The sequence below is a fragment of the Sphingomonas sp. SUN039 genome (genome assembly GCF_024758725.1).
Taxonomy (GTDB): domain Bacteria; phylum Pseudomonadota; class Alphaproteobacteria; order Sphingomonadales; family Sphingomonadaceae; genus Sphingomonas_O.
Window position 1 is genome coordinate 1,760,875 of the sequence record NZ_CP096972.1, and the last position, 22,318, is coordinate 1,783,192.

The following is a 22,318-nucleotide window of genomic DNA, read 5'->3' on the forward strand; positions in this document are numbered from 1 at the left end:
TGCGGCAATCGATCCGGCAAATGTAAACTGGTGTCGCGCCCGAGTCCAATGCCCTAGCGGTGCGTCACCTGATCGAGGGTGCGGCTTTCGTCCCAGCGCACCGCAGCCCCGCTGCCGTCGGCTTCCCACGGATAGCGAACGACGACTTTGACCTCGCCCAGCCCCGCCGCACGCAAGGGCGTCCCGACCAGCGTCGCCATCGCCTCGCGCGCACTCGCCCGCGCACGGTCGAGATGTTCGCGCTTCTTCGCCGCTTCGCCCGCGCGCAACGCCGCACGCACGGCAACCTGTCCGTTCAGCCGCTGCGCCGCGTCGCGCGACATGAACACACCGGTGGTGCCGATCCGCTCGCCCCCGCCAGCGTCAACATTGGGCCGCGCGGGCACGACATCGGGCAGGCGGACGGTCATCGTGCGCGCGGCGGAATCCCAGCGGTAGGCGCTCCTGTCCACCCGGCGCAGATCGACGAAGTAATCGACGCTATATGGGTAGCGCACCGTCATGCTGGTCGGCAGCAGCCCCGCAAAACCCGGGTCGCTGCCGCGCGCGATGACTTCGCCGCTCAAAGTCGCCACGCGCAGATCGCGCGCCTTGGCAAAGGTTTCGGACAAGGTCCGCGCGGCGTCGAGACCCAGCTGCCGCTCGGCCCGGTCGGCGCGGTCGTTCGCCCACCAGATCGCGGCGGCCACGAACAGCAGCTGGATCGCCGCAACGGCAATCTTCAGGCGGGGTGCCATTGCCCCCCGCCTTCGCGCACTGCGCCCCGGTCGCGCAGGTCGATCAGGTGCGCGAGCACCGATCGCCCCGCCGCCGGATAGAGCCGCTCGTCGACACCCTTGTACATGCGCGGGACCATCGCCGCGATCTCGCCGACACCCTCGCCGACCAGCTTCAGGATTTGCCGCTCGCGCTGCTTGCGGTGGCCGCCGAGGCCGCGCACGAATTGCTGCGGATTGGTCACCGGTTCGCCGTGTGCGGGGTAATAAACCGCGTCGGTCCGTGCGGCGAGCTTGTCGAGGCTCCGCATATAATCCGCCATATCGCCATCGGGCGGCGACACGACTGTGGTCGACCAGCCCATGACATGGTCGCCGGTGAACAGCGCATTGTCCTCGATCAAGTGATAGCAGAGATGGTTCGACGTATGCCCCGGCGTCGCGACCGCTTCCAGCGTCCAGTCGGGGCCGGTCAGCCGCTCGCCATCCGCCAGCACGCGGTCGGGCGCATAGCTGGTGTCGAACGCCGCGTCGGCGCGCGGGCCGTCGTCGTCGAGCACCAGCGGCGCACAACCCACGATCTCCGCTCCTGTCGCGACCTTCAGCGGCGCAGCGGCAGGCGAATGGTCACGGTGGGTATGGGTGCAGACAATGGCGACGATCCGCTCGCCCGCCGTCGCGCGCAATATACCCTCGATATGCGCGGGATCGGCAGGACCGGGGTCTATCACCGCAACCTCGTCCATCCCCACGATATAGGTCTGAGTGCCGGTATAGGTGAACGCCGACGGGTTCGCCGCGAGCACCCGCCGCACGCTCGGGGTCAGTGTCTGCGCGATGTCGGAAATCTGGTCGGTGACGGGCGCTTCCATGCTTCCCATGTGGCGATACTGTCGCTTGCGCGCAATGCGATGTCGGAAATCCTTACACCCGGAGGGACCGGTAGGGTTTCGCTAACCATCGTAAACCCCGGAAAAGCGGCAAAGTCGCGAGTTGGCACGCGCTCTGCATTACTGTCCGTGTCCCAACGGCGGTGTCCCCCGCCTGAGCGGCGGGTCGGTGCAGCTTCCCTGGTCTCGCGCACCGACCCGCCCTCGCCCGCCGCGCAGCGCGGGCACAATTTAACTCCGCTAAATTGCACACGCGCCAGCGTGGACGACATTACGCAGTAATGATCGACGACACGGCTTTGCCGGGTCGAGCGCAGCGCGGGAAGAAATCACGAAGTAATTTCTACCTCGCGCCAGCGCGGCCGACCTTGCTCTTGCAAGGATCGACGACGTGGCTTTGCCACGGCGCAACGCAGTCATTCGAAGGCCCGTCGCGGCAAAGCCGCGCCGTCGGTCGTTGGCTTCGCAACGCCGGCCGTGCTTGCGCGTGGAAGAAATAAGTCCCTTATTTCTTCCCGCGCTAGCGCACCCCCATCTCCGTTAACAGCCGCCCCGCCCCATCGACCTTGTCCATCGTCCACAGCATAAACCGCGAATCCGCGTGGATCGTCGTCAACAGCGCCGGATCGACCGCCCAGTCGGCAATCACCCCGTCCAGTGTCCCGTCGAACGCGAGGCCCACGAACTCGCCCTTTGCGTTCAAGGTCGACGACCCCGAATTGCCGTTGGTGATATCGACATTCGACAGATAATTGATCGGCAGCGTCTTCAGCGTCGGATGGGCGTACGGCCCCCAGTCCTTGCGCTTCAGCGCGGCAATGAACGGCGCGGGCGCGTTGAAATCGCCTTTCCCCGTCTGCTTGGCGATAATACCCTCGGCCGTCGTGAACGGCGTCCAGGTCTGCCCGTCCTTCGTGCGCCCGCCTACATTGCCATAGGTGAAGCGCAGCGAGCCATTGGCATCGGGGTACAGCGGCTTGCCCGTCGCATCGCCCCAGGCGCGCATGCCGCCGAGATAGACCGAGCGCGCCGCCTGCATCCGCCCTGAACGATCCTTCGCCTTCGCCTCCGCCGCGATGTCGCCCGCGTACATGGCAACCGCGAGGCGGATGAACGGGTCGGTCGAAGCTTCGAACTCGGCCGGCGTCTTGTCGAGCCAGCCCACCCGCGTCGCGGTGTCGCCCAGTTTCGTATCCGCATAGAGCCGGTCGAGGCCGATCTCCTTGATCGCCGCCTCGAACGCCGCATTGCGTGCGCCCGCGCCCGCCTTGGCATATTCGCCCAATGCCTGGGCAAGGATCGCCCGGTCGACCCGCGCGACATAGCGCCGCTCGATGCCCGTCAGTCGTGCGACCGTTCCCGCGCGATCGCGGTCCTGATAGCCGTTTTCGCGGGCGGCATCGGGCTTGGTATGCTCCTTCGCCCAGCGATAGGCATTGCGTGCCGCCGACAACAACTGCGCGCGCCCGACCGCCGCCGTCCGCAACGCGTCGAGCCGCGCGGCCTGGTCCTCGGCGACGACCGCGTCGAGCGCCGCTACCGATGCACCATAGAGCTTCGTCCTTGCCGCATCGCCCGCGATCCAGCCGCGATACGCCGCTTCCGCGCTTGCCTTGCGCGCGTTCAGGTCGATGGCATCGGCCCCTGCGATTTCGCCGAGGATCTTCTTCTTGTAATTCTCCACCCCGCGCACGATCGACGCGTAGCGGATGTCGGCCTCGCGATCCCCGGCCGTCTCGCGAAGGATCAGGTCGGCATAGTCCGACCGCATTTTCTGGTCCGTAGGCGCGAAGGTCGCATAGTTGAACTTCGCCTCCGCCGCCGTCGCGAGGCGATTGGTGACGCCCGGGAAGCCCGCGACCATCACGAAATCGCCGTCCTTGACGCCCTCGCGCGCGACCGTCAGCTTGGCGGGGTTGCGATAGGGAACATTATCCTTGCTGTACGTCGCCGACGACCCGTCGGGCGCGACATAGGCGCGGTAGAAGCCCCAGTCGCCGGTGTGGCGCGGCCACATCCAGTTGTCGGTCTCGCCGCCGAAATTGCCGACGCCCGACGGCGGGGCATAGACGAGGCGGACGTCCTTGATCTCGAGCTGCTGCTGCAACAGGTACAGCGCGCCGCCATAGTACGGCCGCACGTCGCAGCGTCGGCTCGGCTGCTTCTCGCATGCGGCGATCAAGCCCTTGCGGTTCGCATCGAGCCGGTCGTAGCGCGCGCGGCCGGACATCGATGCGGTCAGCCCCGCGTTCATCGCCTTGGTCACATCGCGCAGGTCTTCGATGGCATAGATGCGCGCGCCGGGATCGGCGGGCAGTTCGTCGGCGAGCGTTTTCGCCGTGAAGCCGTCGGTCAGGTAATCCTGCCCCGCTTTCGAATTATACTGGACCGATCCATAGACGCAGTGATGGTTGGTCGCGACCAGCCCCTGATTGCTGAGAAACGCCGCCGAACAGCCGCCGAGCGAGACGATGGCGTTCAAGGGCGCGGCCTTGAAATCGCCGAGCTTGGCGGGGTCCATCTGCAACCCGCGCTCCTTCATCTTCGCCCCGATCTGGCCGGTCTGCGACGGGAGCCACATGCCTTCATCGGCGATAGCAGCGGCTGGAATCAGCGGAAGCGTGAGCATGGCAAGCGTACGGAACATGGGGCGGGCATCCTCGAAATTTGTATGATGCACGGCGGCGTATCGGGAGGAGCGAGCGGGGGCAAGGGGACGAAAAGTACCTTGCACCGGTATCCGAACGGTTAATTTTGACTTGAATTCCAATTGCTTACACGTTCCCCGCAAATCTTTTTCTTTTCCCCGCACATTTATATGCGGGGAACTGTTGCAATCTTGCGGGGAATAAACAAAAAAGAAGCGCCGGTCGGGATTGGACCCCGCCGGCGCAGTCCCACGTCACCATAGGATGATTTCACATGACACTCGGAACACTTGAATACAAGCTCCCCATCTCCGCGATCCAAGGGTTTTTCGGTGATCGCTTGGTCACGTATGCCACCCAGGCCAAGCCTCGAAGCATCGTCTCTCTTTTGGGTCATGATCCACGCAGCAAGAACTGGAAACAGCTCCATCCAGACGTCCGCGAAATATACGAATTCCTACAGCGAAAAACGGCGAAAAGTCGCCGCGATAGCATTGCTGGCTACATGGAAGAACGCTTCGCCCCCGACGCGCTGACGATTGGCGCCTTTCCCGCTATTTCTGTTGGCTTCATCGACAATCTTGAGTTCACCCAGAGTTCCGAAGTGGCTGGAATAGGCACGCTCCAGGTAGATCTATCGCCGTCAAACATGCGTGTCATGCTTGACGGCTTGGGCCGGGTCACGGGTGCACTCGATCTGTTTGACGAGGGCCGCCAAGACGTCCTTGAGAATGTTGTGTTTCCTGTTACGATTTTTGCCCCACGGCCGGGACAAAAGCCGCTCAGCTACAAGGAGCTAGGGCAGCTCTTCCACGACATGAATTTCAAGGTTCAGCCGGTTTCCCGGAGTCATGCTATCGCGCTCGATACAAGCGACTTGTATATCACTTTTGCGTCCCGCCTTAAGGACTTACCGGCGATCGCCGACAATGGCGGGGTCGCAGAAAGAGCGGCGAGCCTCGGCAAGAAGAGTACCGAGTTGGTCGTCCAGACTGTTCTGGCGCGCTTCACCCGCGGAGCGCTTGAAGGACGAGCATTTCAGGAGTCAAACCTTGCCACTACTGATGAGCCAAACCTCACACGGTCGAACTTCAACGCGACGGTGGTGTCCGTCGATCAGTTTTTGAGCGCCTTTGCCGAGGCAATGGGCGACAGGTGGAAAGACCGTGACAGTTTGCATCTCACGTCACCCGGTTGGCAAGCGCTCGGCGTTTTCCACCACGATTTGAAGTACCGTCTGAAATTGGGTGAGGTCGATCTCCAGAACGTGGCGCGCGAAGCCGCAAAAATTGATTGGAGTCGCTATAACCCTGACTGGATTCCGATGCTCGGACAGCCCGAGATCGATAAAGTAACAGGTGAAGAAGTGACCGATGGCTCCGGACGAAGGAGATTGTCGATTGCGGGAGCGGGAAGGTCGAATGTTCAGAACATTCTTGATTACGTTCGGGCCAAGACAGGAGTTGCCGAACGACTTGTTTCAGCAGAACCGGAGGCGGTTCAATGAACCGGCGGGCGCGAAAGGTGCTGACGCCTGAACTAGCGGCGAAAATCTGGCAGTTGCACCAGAACACAGACCTCTATCAGCACCAAATTGCGGCTGCACTCGACATCAATCAGGGTCGGGTATCAGAAGTCCTAAACGGCAAGCGCTTCAACGGTAGCTGATGCGCTGTGGGGCGGGAACACTCTCGCCCCACAACCAAAGTTCTAGCTCGCCGCCACGACTCCCTTGTCGAGCATCAACTGGGCCAGCTCGCCTTCCTCGTACATCTCCATCATGATGTCCGATCCGCCGACGAATTCGCCCTTCACGTAGAGCTGCGGGATCGTCGGCCAGTCGCTGAATTCCTTGATGCCCTGGCGGATGCCCATGTCCTGCAGCACGTCGACGCTGCCGAATTCGACGCCGAGATGTTCGAGGATCGCCACTGCCTTCGACGAAAAGCCGCACTGCGGGAACAGCGGGGTTCCCTTCATGAACAGCAGGACGTCGTTCTTGGCGACGAGGTCGGCGATACGGGTCTGGCTGTCGTCCATCATCAGTTCCTATTCAGGGGTCGCGCAGCTGAGCTGCAATGCGTGTAGTTCGCCGCCCATTCGCCCGCCGAGCGCGGCATAAACCGCCTTGGTGCGAGCGATACGCGACTGGCCGGTAAAGCTCGCGGCAGTCACCTTGGCAGCATAATGATTGCCGTCGCCGGCCAGGTCGGTGATTTCGACAGCAGCATCGGGGATGCCCGCCACGATCAGCGCCTCGATCTCGGCAGCGGCCATCGCCATTATTGCGATTCCATCAGTTGGCGGCGCGCTTCGACGGTCTTGTCGGCAAGTGCCTGACGGATCGCGGCTTCGTCGGTTTCGACGGCAGCAGCAGTCAGGTCGCCCAGCACCTTGCGGACCACATCGTCGTCGCCCGCTTCCTCGAAATCGGCCTGCACGACCGAGGTCGCATAGGCAGCGGTTTCCTCGGGAGTCAGGCCCATCAGCCCCGCTGCCCATTGCCCGAGCAGCTTGTTCCGGCGCGCGGTGACGCGGAACGCCATGTCCTCGTCGCGGGCGAATTTGGTTTCGAAGGCGCGCTCGCGTTCGTCGAATTGGGTCAAGATGGCCTCCAGATGCTTGGATAAGAAATAGGGTCAGCCGAGCGTCACGACAACCTTGCCGATTGCCTTTCGGCTGGCGAGGTGCGCGATGGCGTCGCCGCCGCGCTCGAACGGGAAAGTTTCGGTGACCTTCGGCGCGATCTTTCCCTCGGCCCACAGCCGGAACAGGCGCGCAATGTGATCGGCGTTCTTGGCGGGCGAACGCGCCGCAAAAGCGCCCCAGAACACGCCGCAGACGTCGCAGCTTTTCAGCAGGGTCAGGTTGAGCGGCAATTTCGGGATGCCCGCCGGGAAGCCGACGACCAGATAGCGCCCCTCCCACGCAATCGAGCGCAGCGCCGGTTCGCAATAATCGCCGCCAACGGCGTCATAGATCACATCCGCGCCGCCCGAGCCGAGGACGCCCTTGAAGCTGTCGGCCAGTGCCTTCGACTGGTCGCGGTCGAACGGGGCCGAGCCATAGAGCACCACATCGGACGCGCCCGCCGCGCGCACCGCCACCGCTTTCTCCTCGGTCGACACCGCGCCGATCACCCGCGCGCCGAATGCCACGCCGAGCTCGACCGCCGCCAGCCCGACGCCGCCTGCGGCCCCCAGCACCAGCAACGTCTCACCCTCTTGCAAGCGCCCGCGGTCGACCAGCGCGTGGATCGATGTTGCATAGGTGAGCAACAGTGCCGCGCCATCCGCAAAGCTGCGCCCTTCGGGCAAATGATAGGCCGAAGCTGCCGGAATCGCGACCTTTTCAACGAGTCCGCCATGCCCCGTAACCGCAATCACGCGGTCGCCGGGCTTGAAACCGGTCACACCGTCGCCCACCGCTTCGACCACGCCCGCAATCTCGCCGCCCGGCGCGAACGGGCGCGGCGGCTTGATCTGGTATTTGTCCTCGATGATCAGGACATCGGGAAAGTTGATGGCGCAGGCCTTGACCGCGACGAGCAACTGGCCCGCACCCGCGACGGGTTCGGCGATGTCCTGCATCACGAGCGTTTCGGGGCCGCCGACAGTGGTCGATAAAAGTGCCTTCACGCTGCGATCTCCGGTTTCAGCCACGGCCGCGCCCCGGCCTTACGGCCTTCGTAGTTTCCGATTGCGGCGTCGCTGGCAAGCGTCAATCCGATCTCGTCGGTGCCGTTCATCAAACATGACTTTCGGAACGGATCGATGTCGAAGCCGAACCGGTCCTGAAACTGCGTGGTAACGCTCTGGTGCTCGAGGTCGATATGGATAGGGTCGCCTGCGGCGGCGACCTCCATCAACCGGTCGATGGCGGCCTGCGGCAGCACCACGGTCAATATGCCATTCTTGTAGGCATTTCCCGAGAAGATATCGGAGAACGACGGCGCGATCACCGCCTTCACCCCCATGTCGTCGAGCGCCCAGGCGGCATGTTCCCTGCTCGACCCGCAGCCGAAATTGTCGCCCGCGATAATCACCGGCGCGCCCGCATAGGCGGGATCGTCAAACACGTTCCCGTCCTCAGCCCGCACCGTCTCGAACGCGCCCTTGGCAAGGCCCGCGCGGGTGATGGTTTTGAGCCACTTCGCCGGAATGATGACATCAGTATCGACGTTCTTGCGCCCGAAGGGATAAGCGCGGCCTTCGATAGTGGTGACGGGGGTCATTCGGTTTCCTCGGCTAACCAGTCTTCGCAGCGCAGGCCATCGACACGGCGGAACTCGCCAAGATTGCCCGTAATTAATTGTAGACCGAGGCTGCGCGCGTGCCCTGCAATCAAAAGGTCGTTGGGGCCGATCATCTGCCCCTTCTTCCCCAATACGAACTTGATGTTGGCCGCATCCGCTGCCGCAGCCTGATCGAAATTGAGTATTGTCAGGCGCGTCGCAAAATCTTCAGCCTTCTCGCGATGGTACGCAGGACGGTCCGATTTCTCTGCGCCATGAAGCAGTTCGTGCCAGACAATCGTGGAAATCGCTAGATCGTCGACCTCAGATTGAAATCGCGCGGCGACCGCCGCAGGGCGATTGCGGATCACGCGGATGCAGACATTCGTGTCGAGCATAAAGCGGGGCACTAGAACGACTCGCGCTCTTCATATTCCCCCTGTGGGTCGCGATCCGGAAAGTCGGCGACACCCGGTTCGGCGAAATACTCGAGCCAAATCTGGTCCTTCGGCGTCAAAATGCGCGAATTGCCGACTTTGCGGATGACCACAGATTTGATGTCCGCAGGGAACTCCATGTCTTTGGGAATGCGGACCGCCTGATTGCGGTTCGATTTGAACAGCGAGGCCATCCGGCCGACTTTTGCGGGTGCGTTCATCGCATTATCTTGATGTGAGCATGGGGATATGTCAATGGGATATGCAAGCGAAGGTGGTGAATATGGCTGACAACAAACATCGCGGCTCGACGCTCGACAGCTTCCTCGACAGCGATGGCGTGCTCGGCGAATTTCAGGCCAAGGCGATCAAGGAAGTGATCGCGTGGCAACTTGCCGAGGCGATGCGCGACCGCAAGATGACCAAGACCGGCCTCGCCGCCGCAATGGGCACGAGCCGGACGCAGATCGATCGCGTACTCGATCCGGAGAACGGCAATGTGACGATCGAGACGTTGCAGCGCGCGGCGGCGCTGGTGGGGCGACGGGTGCAGCTGGGGTTGGTTTGAAACGGATTGACGACGATTCTCTTTTCTACTATTTGTAGATTTAAGGAGATTCGAGATGCTTAGATCAATCGACGTTTCAACCTCAGTGTATGCAGCGATTTGGGCTGCTCGGGGCGACGGAGAGGAAACCGAGTCACAAATCCTTGAGCGCATCCTCACCGCCAAACCAATCTCCAGCGATAGAAAGCCGGAGACGAAGGTGGCGAACTTTGGCTTCTTTGATCGTCGGAATATGGTCGACTTTCCGGCAGGCTTCAGAATTGAACGGGAGTACAAAGGCAAGTTATATGCCGCCGAGGCACGGGACGGAAAGTGGGTCCGCTTGGACAGCGGCAAAGGCTACCGCTCGCTCAATCAATTGAATGCGTCGATAGCCGCCGGCGCTGAAAATGTTTGGAACGGCAGTTGGACCTACACGGACGCACATGGTCGTGTAAGGTCAATAAATCACCTTCGAAAGTAGCGGCTTACCCCACCAACTCCCGCACATCGGTCAGCCGCCCCGTCACCGCCGCCGCCGCCGCCATGGCGGGGCTGAGCAGGTGCGTCCGCGCGCCCGGGCCTTGGCGGCCGACGAAATTGCGGTTGCTGGTCGAGGCACAGCGCTCGCCCGATGGCACCTTGTCGGGGTTCATGCCCAGACATGCCGAGCAGCCGGGTTCGCGCCATTCCAATCCCGCGTCGGTGAAGATGCGGTCGAGGCCTTCGGCTTCGGCCTGCGCCTTCACCAGGCCCGAGCCGGGGACGACGATGGCCCATTTCACGCCTGCTGCCTTGTGCCGGCCCTTCAGCACTGCCGCCGCCGCGCGCAAATCCTCGATGCGGCTGTTGGTGCAACTGCCGATGAAGATGTTCTCGACCGCGACGTCCTGCATCCGCATGCCCGGCGTCAGGCCCATGTACGCGAGCGACTTCGCCGCAGCCTCCTGCTTGCCCGGATCGGCAAAGCTCATCGGGTCGGGCACCACGCCGCCGATGGCGACCACGTCCTCGGGACTGGTCCCCCACGTGACGTTCGGCCCGATGTCGGCAGCGTCGAGCACCACCGTCTTGTCGTACGCCGCGCCCGCGTCGGTCGGCAGCGTCCGCCAGTACGCGACTGCGGCGTCCCAATCCGCGCCCTGCGGGGCCATCGGGCGACCTTTCAGATAGGCGAAGGTCGTCTCGTCGGGCGCGATCAGGCCGCTCCGTGCGCCGCCCTCGATCGCCATGTTGCTGATCGTCAGCCGTCCCTCGATGCTGAGATCGCGAATGACCGACCCAGTGAATTCGATGACATAGCCGGTCCCGCCCGCCGCGCCGATCTTGCCGATGATCGCCAGCACGACATCCTTGGCACTGACCCCGAAGCCAAGCGTACCATCGACGCGCACTTCCATCGTTTTGGACGGTGCGAGCTGCAACGTCTGTGTGGCCAGCACATGTTCGACTTCGCTCGTCCCGATGCCGAACGCCAGTGCCCCCAGCGCCCCGTGCGCGGCGGTGTGACTATCGCCGCAGACCAACGTCGTGCCCGGCAGGGTGAAGCCCTGCTCCGGCCCCACGACGTGGACAATCCCCTGCCGCGCCGCCGTCGCGTCGATATAGGGCACGCCGAACGCCGCGACATTGGCCTCCAGCGCCGCCAGCTGCTGCGCGCTTTCGGGATCGGCAATGGGCAGCCGCTTGCCGTCCGCCCCCACACGCGGCGTCGTCGGCAAATTATGATCGGGCACTGCAAGAGTCAGGTCGGGCCGCCGCACGTCCCGTCCTGCCAGTCGCAACCCCTCGAACGCCTGTGGGCTGGTCACTTCATGGACGAGGTGCCGGTCGATATAGATCAGGCAGGTGCCATCATCGCGGCGTTCGACGACATGGTCGTCCCAGATTTTCTCGTAGAGGGTGCGCGGTCGGCTGGCCATGGCCGAGCCTATTGCGCGGGGCGGGCGCGCTTCGCAAGATGCGCGTTCAGGAACGCCGCGCTGTCGTCGAGAACGGACGACTTCCCCCGAAACGGCAGCGACAGCGCCATCGCAATGTCCTCATGTCCCTGCCCGGCATATTCCTTTTCCTCGACCGCCGCGCCGAGTGCCTTCAGCTTCGCCGCCAGATTGCGCGCATTTTTGGGGCGCACGGTCGTGTCCTTGGTCCCGGTCACCAGCATCATCGGCGGCGCGTCCTTGCGCGCGTAGTTCAGCGGCTGCGTCTCCTGCGGGTGCGGCCAGTCGCCCATCGCGGCCACGGCACGTCCGGTGAAAGGATAGAAGTCATAGGGCCCCGACAGGCCGACCGCTGCCTTGATCGCCCCCGGCGCACCCGCCCTCGCCAGCCATTGCGGGTCGAGCGTCAGAATCGCGACAGTATGCCCGCCTGCAGAATGCCCCGCGACCGCGATCCGCCCGGGATCGCCGCCGTACTTCGCGATATTGTCCTTTGTCCAGCGCACCGCGTCCGCCCCGTCCTCGACAAAAGCGGGGAAGCGGACCTGCGGCACTTTGCGATAATCGGGGACGACGACCACGAACCCCTTCGACGCATAGGCGCGCGCCGCCCAGCCATAGGACTGACGGTCGCCTTTCACCCAGCCGCCGCCGTGGAAGAACACCAGCACCGGCGCGCCGCCGGGCTGGGCGTCACCGCTGCGCCAGACGTCGAGCCGCTGTCCGTGCGCGCCGAAGGCGACATCCGCCGCGACCCTTGTCCCGCCCGCACCGGGGGTAAAGCGGTCGATGACGTCCAGCGTCCCTGGCCCTGCCGTATAGGCGACCCCGGCAACGCCGATTCCCAGAATGGCGACGACGATAGCTGAAATGCGGAAGGTGCGGTTCATGCCGCCGCCGTAACAGGCCGCACGGCAAAGCCAAGATCGATGCTCAATCCTCGAGCGGCGTCGTCACCGTTTGCGCCAACGGCGAAACCGTCTGCGCCTTGTCGAGTCCCAGCCAGTCGCGGCGCGGCAGGCCGTACAACCGGTCGAGCAGTTCGAGCTGCAACGCCACCGGCTTGCCGCTCTGCGAATTCCACAGCATCGCAATGCCCGACCGCTTGACCGGATCGAACAGCACCGTCGCGCGGTATCCCATCACCGCGCCCTGATGCCCGATCAGCCGGTGGCCGAGATAATTATAGTCGCGCCAGCCCAGCGCATATTGCGACGCGCCCATTGCCTGGTTGAACATGCCGCGATGGCGGTCGGTATAGATGCGCGGCGCGTGGATCACGTCGAGCACGCGGTTCGGCACGACTTCGGGGGCTGCCCCCATCTGGGCCTGCATCCAGCGCGCGAGATCGAGGATCGACGAATTGACCCCGCCGGCGGCGGGTACGCGGTAATAATTGTCGTTGACTGTGACCGTGCGGCGCAGGCCGACATGCGGCTTTGCCCAGCTTCGCGACGCCACCAGCCCGGCGCGGCTGACGCTCGCATCGACCATGCCGAGCGGCTGGAACAGGCGCTGCTGCACGGCCGACTGGTACGTCTTGCCGGTCAGGTTCTGGACGATCTCGCTAGCCGCGTCGAAGGCAACATTCTGATAGGTGTGGCACGCGCCCGGCGCACACTGGAATTTGGCCCCGACCAGTTGCGGGCGCAGGACACGCGGGTCCATCCCCGCCTCCAGCTTGTTGTCGAACGCGTTGCGGACGATGCCCAGCCGGTGCGACAGCAGATCGTCGACGGTCGCGCGCGTTTCGCCGCCCATCGGCAGGCGCAAGGTCGTGGCATAGGCCGATACCGGCGCGTCGAGCGACACCTTGCCCTCTGCCGCCAGCTCGCCGACCATCGTTGCGGCAACGCCCTTCGACAGCGAGGCCCAGCGGAACACGGTGTGGCTATCGACCGGCGTGCCGCCGACCGCCTGCGTCGTGCCGTACCCCTTGGCGAAGCTGATCCGTCCGTCCTCGATCACCGCCACCGACAGCCCGACCATCGAAGGATCGGCCATGACGCCGGCAACGCGGCCGTCGAAGTCGCGGTAATCGACACGCCCGCGAAACCGGGTGTCGATGCTGGCGGGGATATAGGCGGTCGCCGACTGGCCCCAGGTCCGCCAGGCTTCAGCGGCGCCCGGCACCGAGGCATGACCGAATGCGGCAAAAGTGATGCCCATTCCGGCAATCGCGGCGAGCGCTGCCCCGCGAACATAACGGTTACTCGACATTCAGCGACCCTAGCCCAAACCCGTTAAGCAATTGAATCAGGTGCTTGGCTCCGGGGCAAGCGGGAATGCAAATAAGCATGTCACGTTTTCGGTGAGTCGTTGGCTGGACGCTGTCAACCGAGTCGATCAGGCGGAACGATAATCCGCGATGACGTCGCCGCAGTCGCGCAACTCGTCCTCATGCGCCTGTTCGCGCCAGCTTTCGGTCAGCGCTTCGGCCTCCCACTGCCGCATGGCAGGGTGCGCCAGACAATGATCGACCCAACTCTGCCCAACACCGACATCGAGTCCGTAGGTGCGGATGCGATAGGCGACCGGTGCGAAAAACGCGTCGGCGGCAGTGAACGCTCTGCCCGCCAACCATGGCCCACCGAAGCAGTCGAGCCCTTCCGCAAACAGCGCCGCGATCCGCGCGACATCGGCCTTCAGTGCGTCCGACATCGGCTTGGGCCGGACGCGGACCCCGACATTCATAGTGCAGTCGTTGCGGAGCGCTCCGAATCCGCTGTGCATCTCGGCGACCGCGCTCATCGCCCAGGCCCGCGCATCGTCATCGGTGGGCCAGACACCATCGTGCCGCTCGGCAAGATAGAGCGCGATGGCGAGCGAATCATGAACCGTCCGGTTTCCGTTGATCAGAACGGGCACTTTGGCCGTCGGCGAGAACGACAGAAACTGCGGATTTCCCGGCGCGAGAAACGGCTCGACACGATCCTCGAACGCGATCCCCAGCGCCTTCATCAGCACCCACGGGCGCAACGACCAGCTCGAATAGTTCCGGTTCGCGGTGACAAGCGTGTAGGTCATGCCGCGCGGCGAAGCTCCTCACGCGCGAACAACGGCGTTGCCCATCGGTCGATCTCGGCTTTGAGCGGTGGATGCTCGATCGTTTCGTAACGGTGCACGTCGGCAAAGATGCTCAGGTCGCTCTCTTCAAGCGCTTCACGCAACCGTGAAATGATAGCCTCGTCGGACACGCCATAGAAAACCAGGTCGATATCCGATCCGGGTCGCGAGCTGCCGGTGACCCGCGATCCGAACACACCGACAGAATCGAACGTATCAGCGAACGGCGCTATTGCTGTCAAAAGCGCCTGACGCTGCGGTCCGGTCAGCTCAATTTCCGGCATCGCGCTCCCCGATCAGTTTAGCGCGCAGCGCGACCAGAAGCGGCACGAAGTCGGCGCCTATCCGGATGACGGTTTCGCCGAACGCGCTGCAGTCATAATCGTGCGACATGACATTGCGCGCCTTCATCGCCTCCACCCACATGTCACCGTCGGAAATGACATTGGCGTCGAACGCTGCCCGGATGACGTTGCGCGGCACAGGCACATCGACGGGACTGCCTGCCGCGCAGAGATAATCGCGCATCACCTTCCAGCCTGCTTCCCAGCAGACTTCGAACTGTTGCACGAACCCGGCCTTTTCCAGTTCGCTGAGCTCGCGTTCCGATGCCAGTCGTGCCGATGCTTCAAGCGAGGCCAGCGCCGCCAGGAAGTTATCGAGCCTGAGATGCCAGCGTGGCGTGTCCATTCAGACCGTATAACGTGCCGTCGTCTTCGCCGCTACCTCGTCCGCCGTCACACCGGGAGCCATTTCGATCAGCCTGAACGGACTGGCGTGATCGTCACGCTTGAACACGCACAAATCGGTGATCACCATATCGACCACATTCTTGCCGGTCAGCGGCAGGGTGCACGCCGGGATGAACTTCGGGTCGCCGTTCTTCGATGTATGCTCCATGACCACGATGATGCGCTTGACGCCCGCGACCAGGTCCATCGCACCGCCCATGCCCTTGATCATCTTGCCCGGGATCATCCAGTTGGCGATGTCGCCGTTCTCCGCAATCTCCATCGCGCCGAGCACGGTCAGGTCGATATGCCCGCCGCGGATCATCGCGAACGACTGTTCGGACCCGAAATAGCTCGACGACGGCAGCTCGCTGATCGTCTGCTTGCCCGCGTTGATCAGGTCGGGATCAACCTCGTCGTCATAGGGAAACGGCCCGATGCCGAGCATCCCGTTTTCGGATTGCAGCGTGACGGTAATCCCGGCAGGCACATGGTTCGCCACCAGCGTCGGGATGCCGATACCCAGATTCACATAGAACCCGTCCTGCAGTTCTTGCGCGGCGCGCGCCGCCATTTCGTCGCGGGTCCAGGGCATTATGCGACCTCCCGCATGCGCACCGTCCGAAACTCGATCTGCTTGTCATACGGCGCGCCGCAGATCAGGCGTTTGATGTAGATGCCCGGCACATGGATCGCGTCCGGATCGAGCGACCCGACCGGCACGATCTCCTCGACCTCGGCGACGGTCATCGAACTCGCGGTCGCGGCAGGCTGGTTGAAATTGCGCGCGGTCTTGCGGAAGATGAGGTTGCCGCTCTCGTCGGCCTTCCACCCCTTGATGATCGACAAATCGGCGCGGATGCCGCGTTCGAGGATATAGTCCTCGCCGTCGAACGCCTTCACTTCCTTGCCCTCGGCCACCAGCGTGCCGACGCCAGTCTTGGTGTAAAACCCCGGAATGCCCGCCCCGCCCGCGCGCATCCGTTCGGCCAGCGTCCCCTGCGGACAGAATTCGACCTCGAGCTCGCCCGCCAGATATTGCCGTTCGAACTCCTTGTTCTCGCCGACATAGGAAGAGATCATCTTTTTCACCTGGCGCGAACGGAGCAACTTGCCGAGGCCCACACCGTCGATGCCCGCATTGTTGCTGGCGATGGTCAGGTTCTTTACCCCCGACGCCTCGATGGCGTCGATCAGCCGCTCGGGCATCCCCGACAGCCCGAACCCCCCGCAACAGATTGTCATGCCGTCGCAAAGCAATCCGTCGAGCGCGGCGGTGGCATCGGGATAGAGTTTCTGCATCGAATCCTCGAAGCGATGGAAGTTCGCCGCGCCTTAGGAGCCACGGCTTTGAGGGGCAACCTCCACAGCTAGACACTTGCCCCGAACAGCCGCCCGATCCCGGCGGTCAGCGCAAAGGCGAGCGCGCCCCAGAAAGTGACGCGGAGCGTCGCGCGCCAGACGTTCGCGCCGCCTGCGCGTGCGCCGACAATCCCGAGGATCGCGAGGAACAGCAGCGAGGCAACCGCCACGGCCGGGACAAGCATTTTGCCCGGCGTCAGGAACACCATCAGCAGCGGCATCGCCGCGCCAATCGCGAAACTACCCGCCGAGGACAGCGCCGCCTGTATCGGCCGCGCTGTCGTTGTTTCCGAAAGCCCCAGTTCGTCGCGCAAATGCGTGCCCAGCGCATCGCGCGCCATCAGCTGGTCGCGACCTGTTCGGCCAGCGCCCGGTCGAGGCCGCGCCCCTCATAAATGCGGACCAGCTCCTCGCGTTCAGCCTCGGGCACCGTTGCCAATTCGGTCGCCTCGCGCGCGCGGTCGGCTTTCTCGGTGTCCGACTGCGAGCTGACCGAGACATATTCGCCCGCCGCCATCGACATTGCCCCCGCAACCAGTCCCGCGACGCCGGTCACCAAGATCGACTGCTGAGTCGCATTGGCTGCGGCAACGCCGACGATCAGGCTCGCGGTCGAGACGATTCCGTCGTTCGCGCCCAGCACCGCCGCGCGCAGCCAGCCGATGCGTTCGATGAGGTGCGCTTCCTTGTGACGCAGCATCTCAGTACGCCAGCTTGAGGCCAGGCCGCGCCCATTGCCGCTTCACCAGCCGCCCCGTGCCCGACAGCGTGACATAGGCCGTCATCATGTCCTCGCCGCCCCAGCAGATATTGGTCGTAAACGGGTCGTCGGTCGCGACGAACTCGACCAGTTCGCCCGCCGGGGAAACCACGCTAATCCCGCTCTCGCCTATCGTTGCCACGCAGATGTTACCGGATGCCTCGACACCCAGCGAGTCGAAGAACTTGTACCCCGCAGGCCGGTAAAGCGGGATGCCCGCACCGCCTAGACCTGCGGTCAGGTCGACCTTGCCCGGACCGGTGACGGCGAACGCCATGAGGCGGCAGGTGTAGGTCTCCGCCGCATAAAGCATCTTGCCATCGGGGGAGAGGCCCACGCCGTTCGGATTCTCGCTCGGCCAGACGACTTCTTCCAAATGGCTGCCATCGGCCTTGGCGTAAAAAATCCCGGTGATGTCTCGCGTCCGCGCTTTTTGGTCGTTCTTGCCATGATCGGTGAACCAGAAACCGCCCGCATCATCGAACACGATATCGTTCGGCCCGCGCAGTGTGCAGCCGAAGTCGCCCGACTTGTAGAGCACTTCGACCTTGCCGGTCGCGACGTCGATCCGCTCGATCCGCCCGCCCGAATAATCGCTGGCGATGCAATGCGGGATCAGCAGCCCGCCTGCCTCGACATAATCGAACCCGCCGTTGTTGCAGCAGTACAGCATGCCGTCGGGCCCGAAGGCGAGGCCGTTCGGCCCGCCGCCCGTCTCTGCAATTACCTGAGTCGTTCCGTCGGGCAAACACCGCGTCACCCGCCCTGCCGCGATTTCGGTGACGATGACACTGCCATCGGCGCAGGCCACCGGCCCTTCGGAAAAGCGCAGGCCCGACGTCATCGTTTCCCAACTCATCTCGCTCTCCCCTGCTTTGATTGCAGGCTAGCACGTCCTACATGCGCGTCACCCCATCAAAGGATGCCGCATGACCGACTACAACGCCGACCTCGCCCTGTTCGTCGACGGTAGCTGGCGGATCGGCGAGGGGCGCGACGCGCACGCCGTGGTCAACCCGGCAACCGGCGGTACGATTGCCGAACTGCCGCTGGCAAGTCCGGCAGACCTCGACGAGGCACTGGCGGCGGCCGAGCGCGGCTTCGCCGTCTGGCGCGCGACCGACGTTGAGACGCGCGGCGGCATCCTGCGCAAGGCGGCGTCGCTGATGCGCGAACGTGCCGACACGATCGCGCAGACGATGACGCTCGAACAGGGCAAGCCGCTAGCCGAAGCGCGTGGCGAAGTGTTGAGCAGCGCGGCGATGTTCGACTGGTATGCCGAGGAGGCCAAGCGCAACTACGGCCGCGTCCTCGTCCGCCCCGCCGGACAGCGCAGCATCGTCGTCAAACAGCCGGTCGGGCCGGTCGCCGCGTTCAGCCCGTGGAATTTCCCGGTATATCTGATGGCGAAGAAGCTCGCGCCCGCGCTCGCCGCCGGATGCTCTGTGATCTGCAAGCCGCCCGAGGAAACGCCGGGCTGCACCACCGCCGTCATGCACTGCCTCGCCGATGCGGGATTGCCCGCCGGTGTCGCACAACTCGTCTTCGGTGTACCGGATACGGTCAGCCGCCACCTGATCGGTTCGCGGACGATCAGGAAGATCAGCTTCACCGGTTCGGTGCCGGTCGGACGCCACCTGATGCACCTCGCCGCCGACGGCATCAAACGCATGACGATGGAGTTGGGCGGCCATGCGCCGGTGCTGGTGTTCGACGACTGCGATCTGGAAAAGACGCTCGACATGGTCGTGCCGCAGAAGTTCAGGAATGCCGGGCAGGTCTGCGTGTCGCCGACGCGATTCTATGTGCAGTCAGGGATTTACGATGCGTTCCTCGATGGGTTCGCCAAACGCACGGCAAACGTAAAGATCGGCAACGGTCTCGATGCGGCAACGAAGATGGGCCCCCTCGCCAACGTTCGCCGCCCCTCGGCCATCGGCGCGCTGGTCGACGATGCGCGGTCAAAGGGCGCGCGCATCCTGGCAGGTGGCGAAAGGGGAGACGGCGGCTTCTTCTTCCAGCCGACCCTCCTCGCCGACGTACCCGACAGCGCGGACATCATGTCGAACGAACCCTTCGGCCCTGTCGCCGTCACCGCGCGGTTCGATATCTTCGACGAGGCCATCGAAAAGGCCAACCGCCTGCCCTATGGCCTTGCCGCGTTTGCCTTCACCGAAAACGGCCGCCGCGCGAACCTCCTCGGCGATGCGATCGAAAGCGGTATGGTCGGCATCAACACTTTCGCGATCTCGGGCCACGACGCCCCTTTCGGCGGGGTCAAGGATTCAGGCTTCGGCAGCGAAGGCGGGCCGGAAGGGCTGGACAGCTATATGGTGGTGAAGGCAATCCACCAGGCATGACCAACACTCCCCGCACCGGCGGCCGCATTCTCGTCGATCAGCTCATCCTTCAGGGCTGCGACCGCATCTTCCACGTTCCCGGCGAGAGCTTTCTCGCCGTGCTCGATGCGTTGCATGACACGCCGTCGATCCAGACCGTGACGTGCCGACAGGAAGGCGGCGTCGCCTTCATGGCGTGCGCCGATGGCGCGATGACGGGGCGTCCGGGGGTGGCGTTTGTCACGCGCGGGCCGGGGGCGACCAATGCCAGCATCGGCGTGCATGTCGCCATGCAGGACTCGCAGCCGATGATCCTGTTCATCGGCGATGTCGACCGCGGCATGCGCGACCGCGAGGGGTTTCAGGAAGTCGATTTCGCCGCGATGTTCGCGCCTCTGTGCAAATGGGCGGCGCGGATCGACGATGCCGCGCGCATCCCCGAATATGTCGCGCGCGCCTATGCCACCGCCATGGCCGGACGCCCCGGCCCGGTCGTGCTCGCCCTCCCCGAAGACATGCTGTGCGACGTCGTCGAGGCGCGCGACCGCCCGCGCATCACCCCGCCCGAGCAGGACCCCGATGGCGCCGCGATGGAACAGGTAATGGCGCTGTTGAAAGATGCCGTCGCGCCTGTCGCCATCGTCGGCGGCGGCGGATGGGACGCGGGATGCGGGCATTATTTCGCCGAATTCGCGACGCGGATCGGCTTGCCAGTGGCGGCAGCGTTCCGGCGGCAGGATGCCATCGACAATGCCTGCCCGGTCTATGCCGGGAATCTGGGCTATGGTCCGAACCCGAAGCTCGTCGAGCGGATCAAAAATGCCGACCTCATCCTCGTGCTCGGCGCGCGGCTGGGGGAGGCGACGACCGACGGCTACACGCTGATCACCCCCGACCATCCCGACCAGATCCTCATCCACGTCCACCCCGACCCGACCGAACTCAACCGCGTTTACCGCACCGACCTGCCCATCTGCGCCTATCCGCATGAATTCGCCGAGATGGCGGCGCTGTGGGATGACGATATCATCCGGTTCAAGGACGGCGACGAGGCGAACGAGGAGTGGAAGGCGTGGAGCACGCCCGCCCCGTTCGACACCAAGCTCGACCTCGGCATGTGCGTCGCGGCGATGCGCGAGCGGCTGCCGATGGACACCTTCATCTGCAACGGCGCGGGCAATTTCAGCGGCTGGTGGCACCGCTACTGGCACTACGCGGGCCAGTCGTGCCAGCTCGCCCCCACGGCAGGGGCAATGGGTTACGGCGTCCCCGCCGCCGTCGCCGCATCGCTGCGCCACCCGCAACGCAAGGTCGTGGCGCTCGCAGGCGACGGCGATTTCCTGATGAACGGGCAGGAACTGGCAACCGCCGTACAGCACGGCGCGGACATGCTGGTGCTCGTCATCGACAACAGCGGCTACGGCACGATCCGCATGCACCAGGAACGCGAATACCCCTCAAGAGTAAGCGGCACCGTACTGAAAAATCCCGACTTCGCCGGGCTCGGGCGCGCCTATGGCGCATGGGCCGAAACCGTCGACGACACTGACGGTTTCGCCCCCGCGCTTGACCGTGCGCTGGCGCAACCGGGCGTGAAGCTGCTGCATATCAAGACAGACATCGAGCGGATTTCGGCAGGCACGACGATCAGCAAGCTGAGAGGACAGCGATGATCCGCTTTTTCTTCCCGCTTGCGCTGCTCTCGCCCGCCGTCGCCTTCGCGCAGACCCCCGAGTGCAAAGGGGGAGTCGATTTGGGCGGTCAGGAATATACAGTCGATCTGGCCGTCGGGCGGGTCAAGCCGGGCGCGGCGCGGGTTCTTTTCCGGCGCGACCCGGATTGCGCCGACGCTGCGCCGGGCTGTCGCCAAAGCGCCTATGTCGTTCCAGGTGACGAGGTCATCGTCAAGCACCTCGCGGCGACACGCGCATGCGCCGTGTTCTTGAGTCCGAAGGGGCGCGACACGGCGGGATGGCTACCGCGTGCGGCCTTGTCGGTCGCACCGGCAGCAACGGTGCCGCTGTCGGCATGGGTCGGGGAATGGGGGCAAATCGAAGCGTCGATTACGATCAAGGCGTTGTCCGGCGGACGGCTGAAAATTTCCGGCGAGGCAACATACGGTGCCCTCGACCCGCAACGCGTCAAAATCGGCGCGATCCACACCGGCGAAATTGCGGCGGTTGCGAAGCCCGAGGCAAACGGTCTGAGCTTTGCGATGGGCGACGATGCTACCCTGCCGTATCGGTCGGCGGGACTTTATGACTGCGCGGTGAAAATGCAACGCGTCGGACGCTGGCTGCTCGTCGACGACAACAACAATTGCGGCGGGATGAATGTCGCGTTTCGCGGCATCTACGAGCGCGCGCGCCGCAAATAGCGAAAGGGCCGCACCGGTTTCCCGGCACGGCCCTTCTTCCGCTGACGAATGCGTCAGATCTTGTCGTTGAAAGCGCCCTTTACGGCACCGACGCCTTTTTGCAGGTCGCCCTTGGCTTCCTGGACATCGCCTTCGGCCTTCAGCTGCTCGTTGTCGGTCGCCTCGCCGATGGCGCGCTTGGCCTTGCCGACGGCTTCATTGGTGTAGCCCTTGGCCTTGTCGATCAGTTCGCCCATGACGCATCTCCATTTACACGGCACCGGGGGTGGTG

The 22,318-nt window shown here is 64.0% G+C and carries 26 protein-coding genes and 1 pseudogene; 6 read left to right on the forward strand and 21 right to left on the reverse strand.

Going from position 1 to position 22,318, the window contains the following annotated elements; all coding sequences use genetic code 11:
• Window positions 1-53: 53 nt before the first annotated feature.
• The 3 genes from M0209_RS08595 to M0209_RS08605 form a co-directional block, all read right to left on the reverse strand.
• Complete coding sequence (locus M0209_RS08595) at window positions 54-737, reverse strand: DUF4230 domain-containing protein (RefSeq protein ID WP_258887868.1); 684 nt, start codon at window positions 735-737, stop codon at window positions 54-56.
• Complete coding sequence (locus M0209_RS08600; RefSeq protein ID WP_258887869.1) at window positions 722-1,597, reverse strand: MBL fold metallo-hydrolase; 876 nt, start codon at window positions 1,595-1,597, stop codon at window positions 722-724. Before M0209_RS08600 ends, M0209_RS08595 begins: the two co-directional genes overlap by 16 nt.
• Window positions 1,598-2,126: 529 nt before the next feature.
• On the reverse strand, window positions 2,127-4,253 hold the full coding sequence (locus M0209_RS08605) for a S46 family peptidase (protein ID WP_258887870.1): 2,127 nt from the start codon (window positions 4,251-4,253) through the stop codon (window positions 2,127-2,129).
• A 275-nt stretch (window positions 4,254-4,528) separates the two neighbouring features.
• On the opposite strand from M0209_RS08605, the gene M0209_RS08610 reads away from it, so the two are divergent.
• The gene (locus M0209_RS08610) at window positions 4,529-5,761 is read left to right on the forward strand and encodes a DNA sulfur modification protein DndB (protein WP_258887871.1); all 1,233 of its coding nucleotides are present in this window, start codon (window positions 4,529-4,531) and stop codon (window positions 5,759-5,761) included.
• Window positions 5,762-5,964: 203 nt separating this feature from the next.
• Here M0209_RS08610 and grxD read toward each other — a convergent pair whose 3' ends face one another.
• The 7 genes from grxD to vapB are packed head-to-tail and all read right to left on the reverse strand — an operon-like array spanning window position 5,965 to window position 9,146.
• Window positions 5,965-6,297 carry a Grx4 family monothiol glutaredoxin gene (gene grxD / locus M0209_RS08615; RefSeq protein ID WP_258887872.1) on the reverse strand — a complete coding sequence of 111 codons (333 nt, stop codon included), beginning with the start codon at window positions 6,295-6,297 and terminating at the stop codon, window positions 5,965-5,967.
• A gap of 6 nt (window positions 6,298-6,303) precedes the next feature.
• Window positions 6,304-6,537, reverse strand: a complete 234-nt coding sequence (locus M0209_RS08620; protein WP_258887873.1) for a BolA/IbaG family iron-sulfur metabolism protein — start codon at window positions 6,535-6,537, stop codon at window positions 6,304-6,306.
• Window positions 6,537-6,860, reverse strand: coding sequence for a DUF1476 domain-containing protein (locus M0209_RS08625; RefSeq protein WP_258887874.1), 324 nt, complete (start codon window positions 6,858-6,860; stop codon window positions 6,537-6,539). The genes M0209_RS08620 and M0209_RS08625 overlap by 1 nt, the downstream gene beginning before the upstream one ends.
• 33 nt (window positions 6,861-6,893) lie before the next feature.
• Window positions 6,894-7,892 (reverse strand): NADPH:quinone oxidoreductase family protein, encoded by a 999-nt coding sequence (locus M0209_RS08630; protein ID WP_258889602.1) that lies wholly within the window; start codon window positions 7,890-7,892, stop codon window positions 6,894-6,896.
• Window positions 7,889-8,488 (reverse strand): 3-isopropylmalate dehydratase small subunit, encoded by a 600-nt coding sequence (leuD, locus tag M0209_RS08635; protein WP_258887875.1) that lies wholly within the window; start codon window positions 8,486-8,488, stop codon window positions 7,889-7,891. The genes M0209_RS08630 and leuD overlap by 4 nt, the downstream gene beginning before the upstream one ends.
• Window positions 8,485-8,886: a PIN domain-containing protein gene (locus M0209_RS08640; protein WP_258887876.1), complete on the reverse strand. Its 402-nt coding sequence runs from the start codon at window positions 8,884-8,886 to the stop codon at window positions 8,485-8,487. The genes leuD and M0209_RS08640 overlap by 4 nt, the downstream gene beginning before the upstream one ends.
• An 11-nt stretch (window positions 8,887-8,897) precedes the next feature.
• Window positions 8,898-9,146 (reverse strand): type II toxin-antitoxin system VapB family antitoxin, encoded by a 249-nt coding sequence (vapB, locus tag M0209_RS08645; RefSeq protein WP_309547056.1) that lies wholly within the window; start codon window positions 9,144-9,146, stop codon window positions 8,898-8,900.
• Window positions 9,147-9,208: 62 nt separating this feature from the next.
• Here vapB and M0209_RS08650 point away from each other — a divergent pair, with 62 nt between their 5' ends.
• The gene (locus tag M0209_RS08650) at window positions 9,209-9,493 is read left to right on the forward strand and encodes a helix-turn-helix transcriptional regulator (protein WP_258887877.1); all 285 of its coding nucleotides are present in this window, start codon (window positions 9,209-9,211) and stop codon (window positions 9,491-9,493) included.
• 55 nt (window positions 9,494-9,548) lie between these two features.
• Window positions 9,549-9,956, forward strand: a complete 408-nt coding sequence (locus M0209_RS08655) for a hypothetical protein (protein ID WP_258887878.1) — start codon at window positions 9,549-9,551, stop codon at window positions 9,954-9,956.
• Between the two features lie 4 nt (window positions 9,957-9,960).
• Here M0209_RS08655 and leuC read toward each other — a convergent pair whose 3' ends face one another.
• The 10 genes and pseudogenes from leuC to M0209_RS08705 form a co-directional block, all read right to left on the reverse strand.
• The gene (gene leuC / locus M0209_RS08660; RefSeq protein WP_258887879.1) at window positions 9,961-11,394 is read right to left on the reverse strand and encodes a 3-isopropylmalate dehydratase large subunit; all 1,434 of its coding nucleotides are present in this window, start codon (window positions 11,392-11,394) and stop codon (window positions 9,961-9,963) included.
• Window positions 11,395-11,402: 8 nt separating this feature from the next.
• The gene (locus M0209_RS08665) at window positions 11,403-12,302 is read right to left on the reverse strand and encodes an alpha/beta hydrolase (RefSeq protein WP_258887880.1); all 900 of its coding nucleotides are present in this window, start codon (window positions 12,300-12,302) and stop codon (window positions 11,403-11,405) included.
• 43 nt (window positions 12,303-12,345) lie between these two features.
• Complete coding sequence (locus M0209_RS08670) at window positions 12,346-13,632, reverse strand: serine hydrolase (protein WP_258887881.1); 1,287 nt, start codon at window positions 13,630-13,632, stop codon at window positions 12,346-12,348.
• A gap of 126 nt (window positions 13,633-13,758) precedes the next feature.
• Window positions 13,759-14,439 carry a glutathione S-transferase family protein gene (locus M0209_RS08675; protein ID WP_258887882.1) on the reverse strand — a complete coding sequence of 227 codons (681 nt, stop codon included), beginning with the start codon at window positions 14,437-14,439 and terminating at the stop codon, window positions 13,759-13,761.
• Window positions 14,436-14,762: a nucleotidyltransferase family protein gene (locus M0209_RS08680; RefSeq protein WP_258887883.1), complete on the reverse strand. Its 327-nt coding sequence runs from the start codon at window positions 14,760-14,762 to the stop codon at window positions 14,436-14,438. Before M0209_RS08680 ends, M0209_RS08675 begins: the two co-directional genes overlap by 4 nt.
• Window positions 14,749-15,168 (reverse strand): nucleotidyltransferase substrate binding protein, encoded by a 420-nt coding sequence (locus tag M0209_RS08685; protein WP_258887884.1) that lies wholly within the window; start codon window positions 15,166-15,168, stop codon window positions 14,749-14,751. Before M0209_RS08685 ends, M0209_RS08680 begins: the two co-directional genes overlap by 14 nt.
• Window positions 15,169-15,804, reverse strand: coding sequence for a 3-oxoacid CoA-transferase subunit B (locus tag M0209_RS08690; RefSeq protein WP_258887885.1), 636 nt, complete (start codon window positions 15,802-15,804; stop codon window positions 15,169-15,171). It lies immediately after the preceding gene.
• A complete protein-coding gene (locus tag M0209_RS08695; protein WP_258887886.1) occupies window positions 15,804-16,511 on the reverse strand; it encodes a CoA transferase subunit A in 708 nt (235 codons plus the stop codon). The genes M0209_RS08690 and M0209_RS08695 overlap by 1 nt, the downstream gene beginning before the upstream one ends.
• 68 nt (window positions 16,512-16,579) lie before the next feature.
• Window positions 16,580-17,271 (reverse strand): annotated as a pseudogene (locus M0209_RS08700) (VIT family protein).
• Between the two features lies 1 nt (window position 17,272).
• Complete coding sequence (locus M0209_RS08705) at window positions 17,273-18,190, reverse strand: SMP-30/gluconolactonase/LRE family protein (protein ID WP_258887887.1); 918 nt, start codon at window positions 18,188-18,190, stop codon at window positions 17,273-17,275.
• A 70-nt stretch (window positions 18,191-18,260) separates the two neighbouring features.
• Here M0209_RS08705 and M0209_RS08710 point away from each other — a divergent pair, with 70 nt between their 5' ends.
• Genes M0209_RS08710 through M0209_RS08720 form a run of 3 tightly spaced genes read left to right on the forward strand, consistent with a single transcriptional unit; the run spans window position 18,261 to window position 22,047 of the window.
• The gene (locus M0209_RS08710; protein ID WP_258887888.1) at window positions 18,261-19,691 is read left to right on the forward strand and encodes an NAD-dependent succinate-semialdehyde dehydrogenase; all 1,431 of its coding nucleotides are present in this window, start codon (window positions 18,261-18,263) and stop codon (window positions 19,689-19,691) included.
• A complete protein-coding gene (locus M0209_RS08715; protein WP_258887889.1) occupies window positions 19,688-21,343 on the forward strand; it encodes a thiamine pyrophosphate-binding protein in 1,656 nt (551 codons plus the stop codon). Before M0209_RS08710 ends, M0209_RS08715 begins: the two co-directional genes overlap by 4 nt.
• On the forward strand, window positions 21,340-22,047 hold the full coding sequence (locus tag M0209_RS08720; RefSeq protein WP_258887890.1) for a hypothetical protein: 708 nt from the start codon (window positions 21,340-21,342) through the stop codon (window positions 22,045-22,047). The genes M0209_RS08715 and M0209_RS08720 overlap by 4 nt, the downstream gene beginning before the upstream one ends.
• 53 nt (window positions 22,048-22,100) lie before the next feature.
• Here the strand turns inward: M0209_RS08720 and M0209_RS08725 are convergent, their stop codons facing one another.
• Window positions 22,101-22,283: a CsbD family protein gene (locus M0209_RS08725; protein WP_258887891.1), complete on the reverse strand. Its 183-nt coding sequence runs from the start codon at window positions 22,281-22,283 to the stop codon at window positions 22,101-22,103.
• Between the last annotated feature and the right edge of the window lie 35 nt (window positions 22,284-22,318).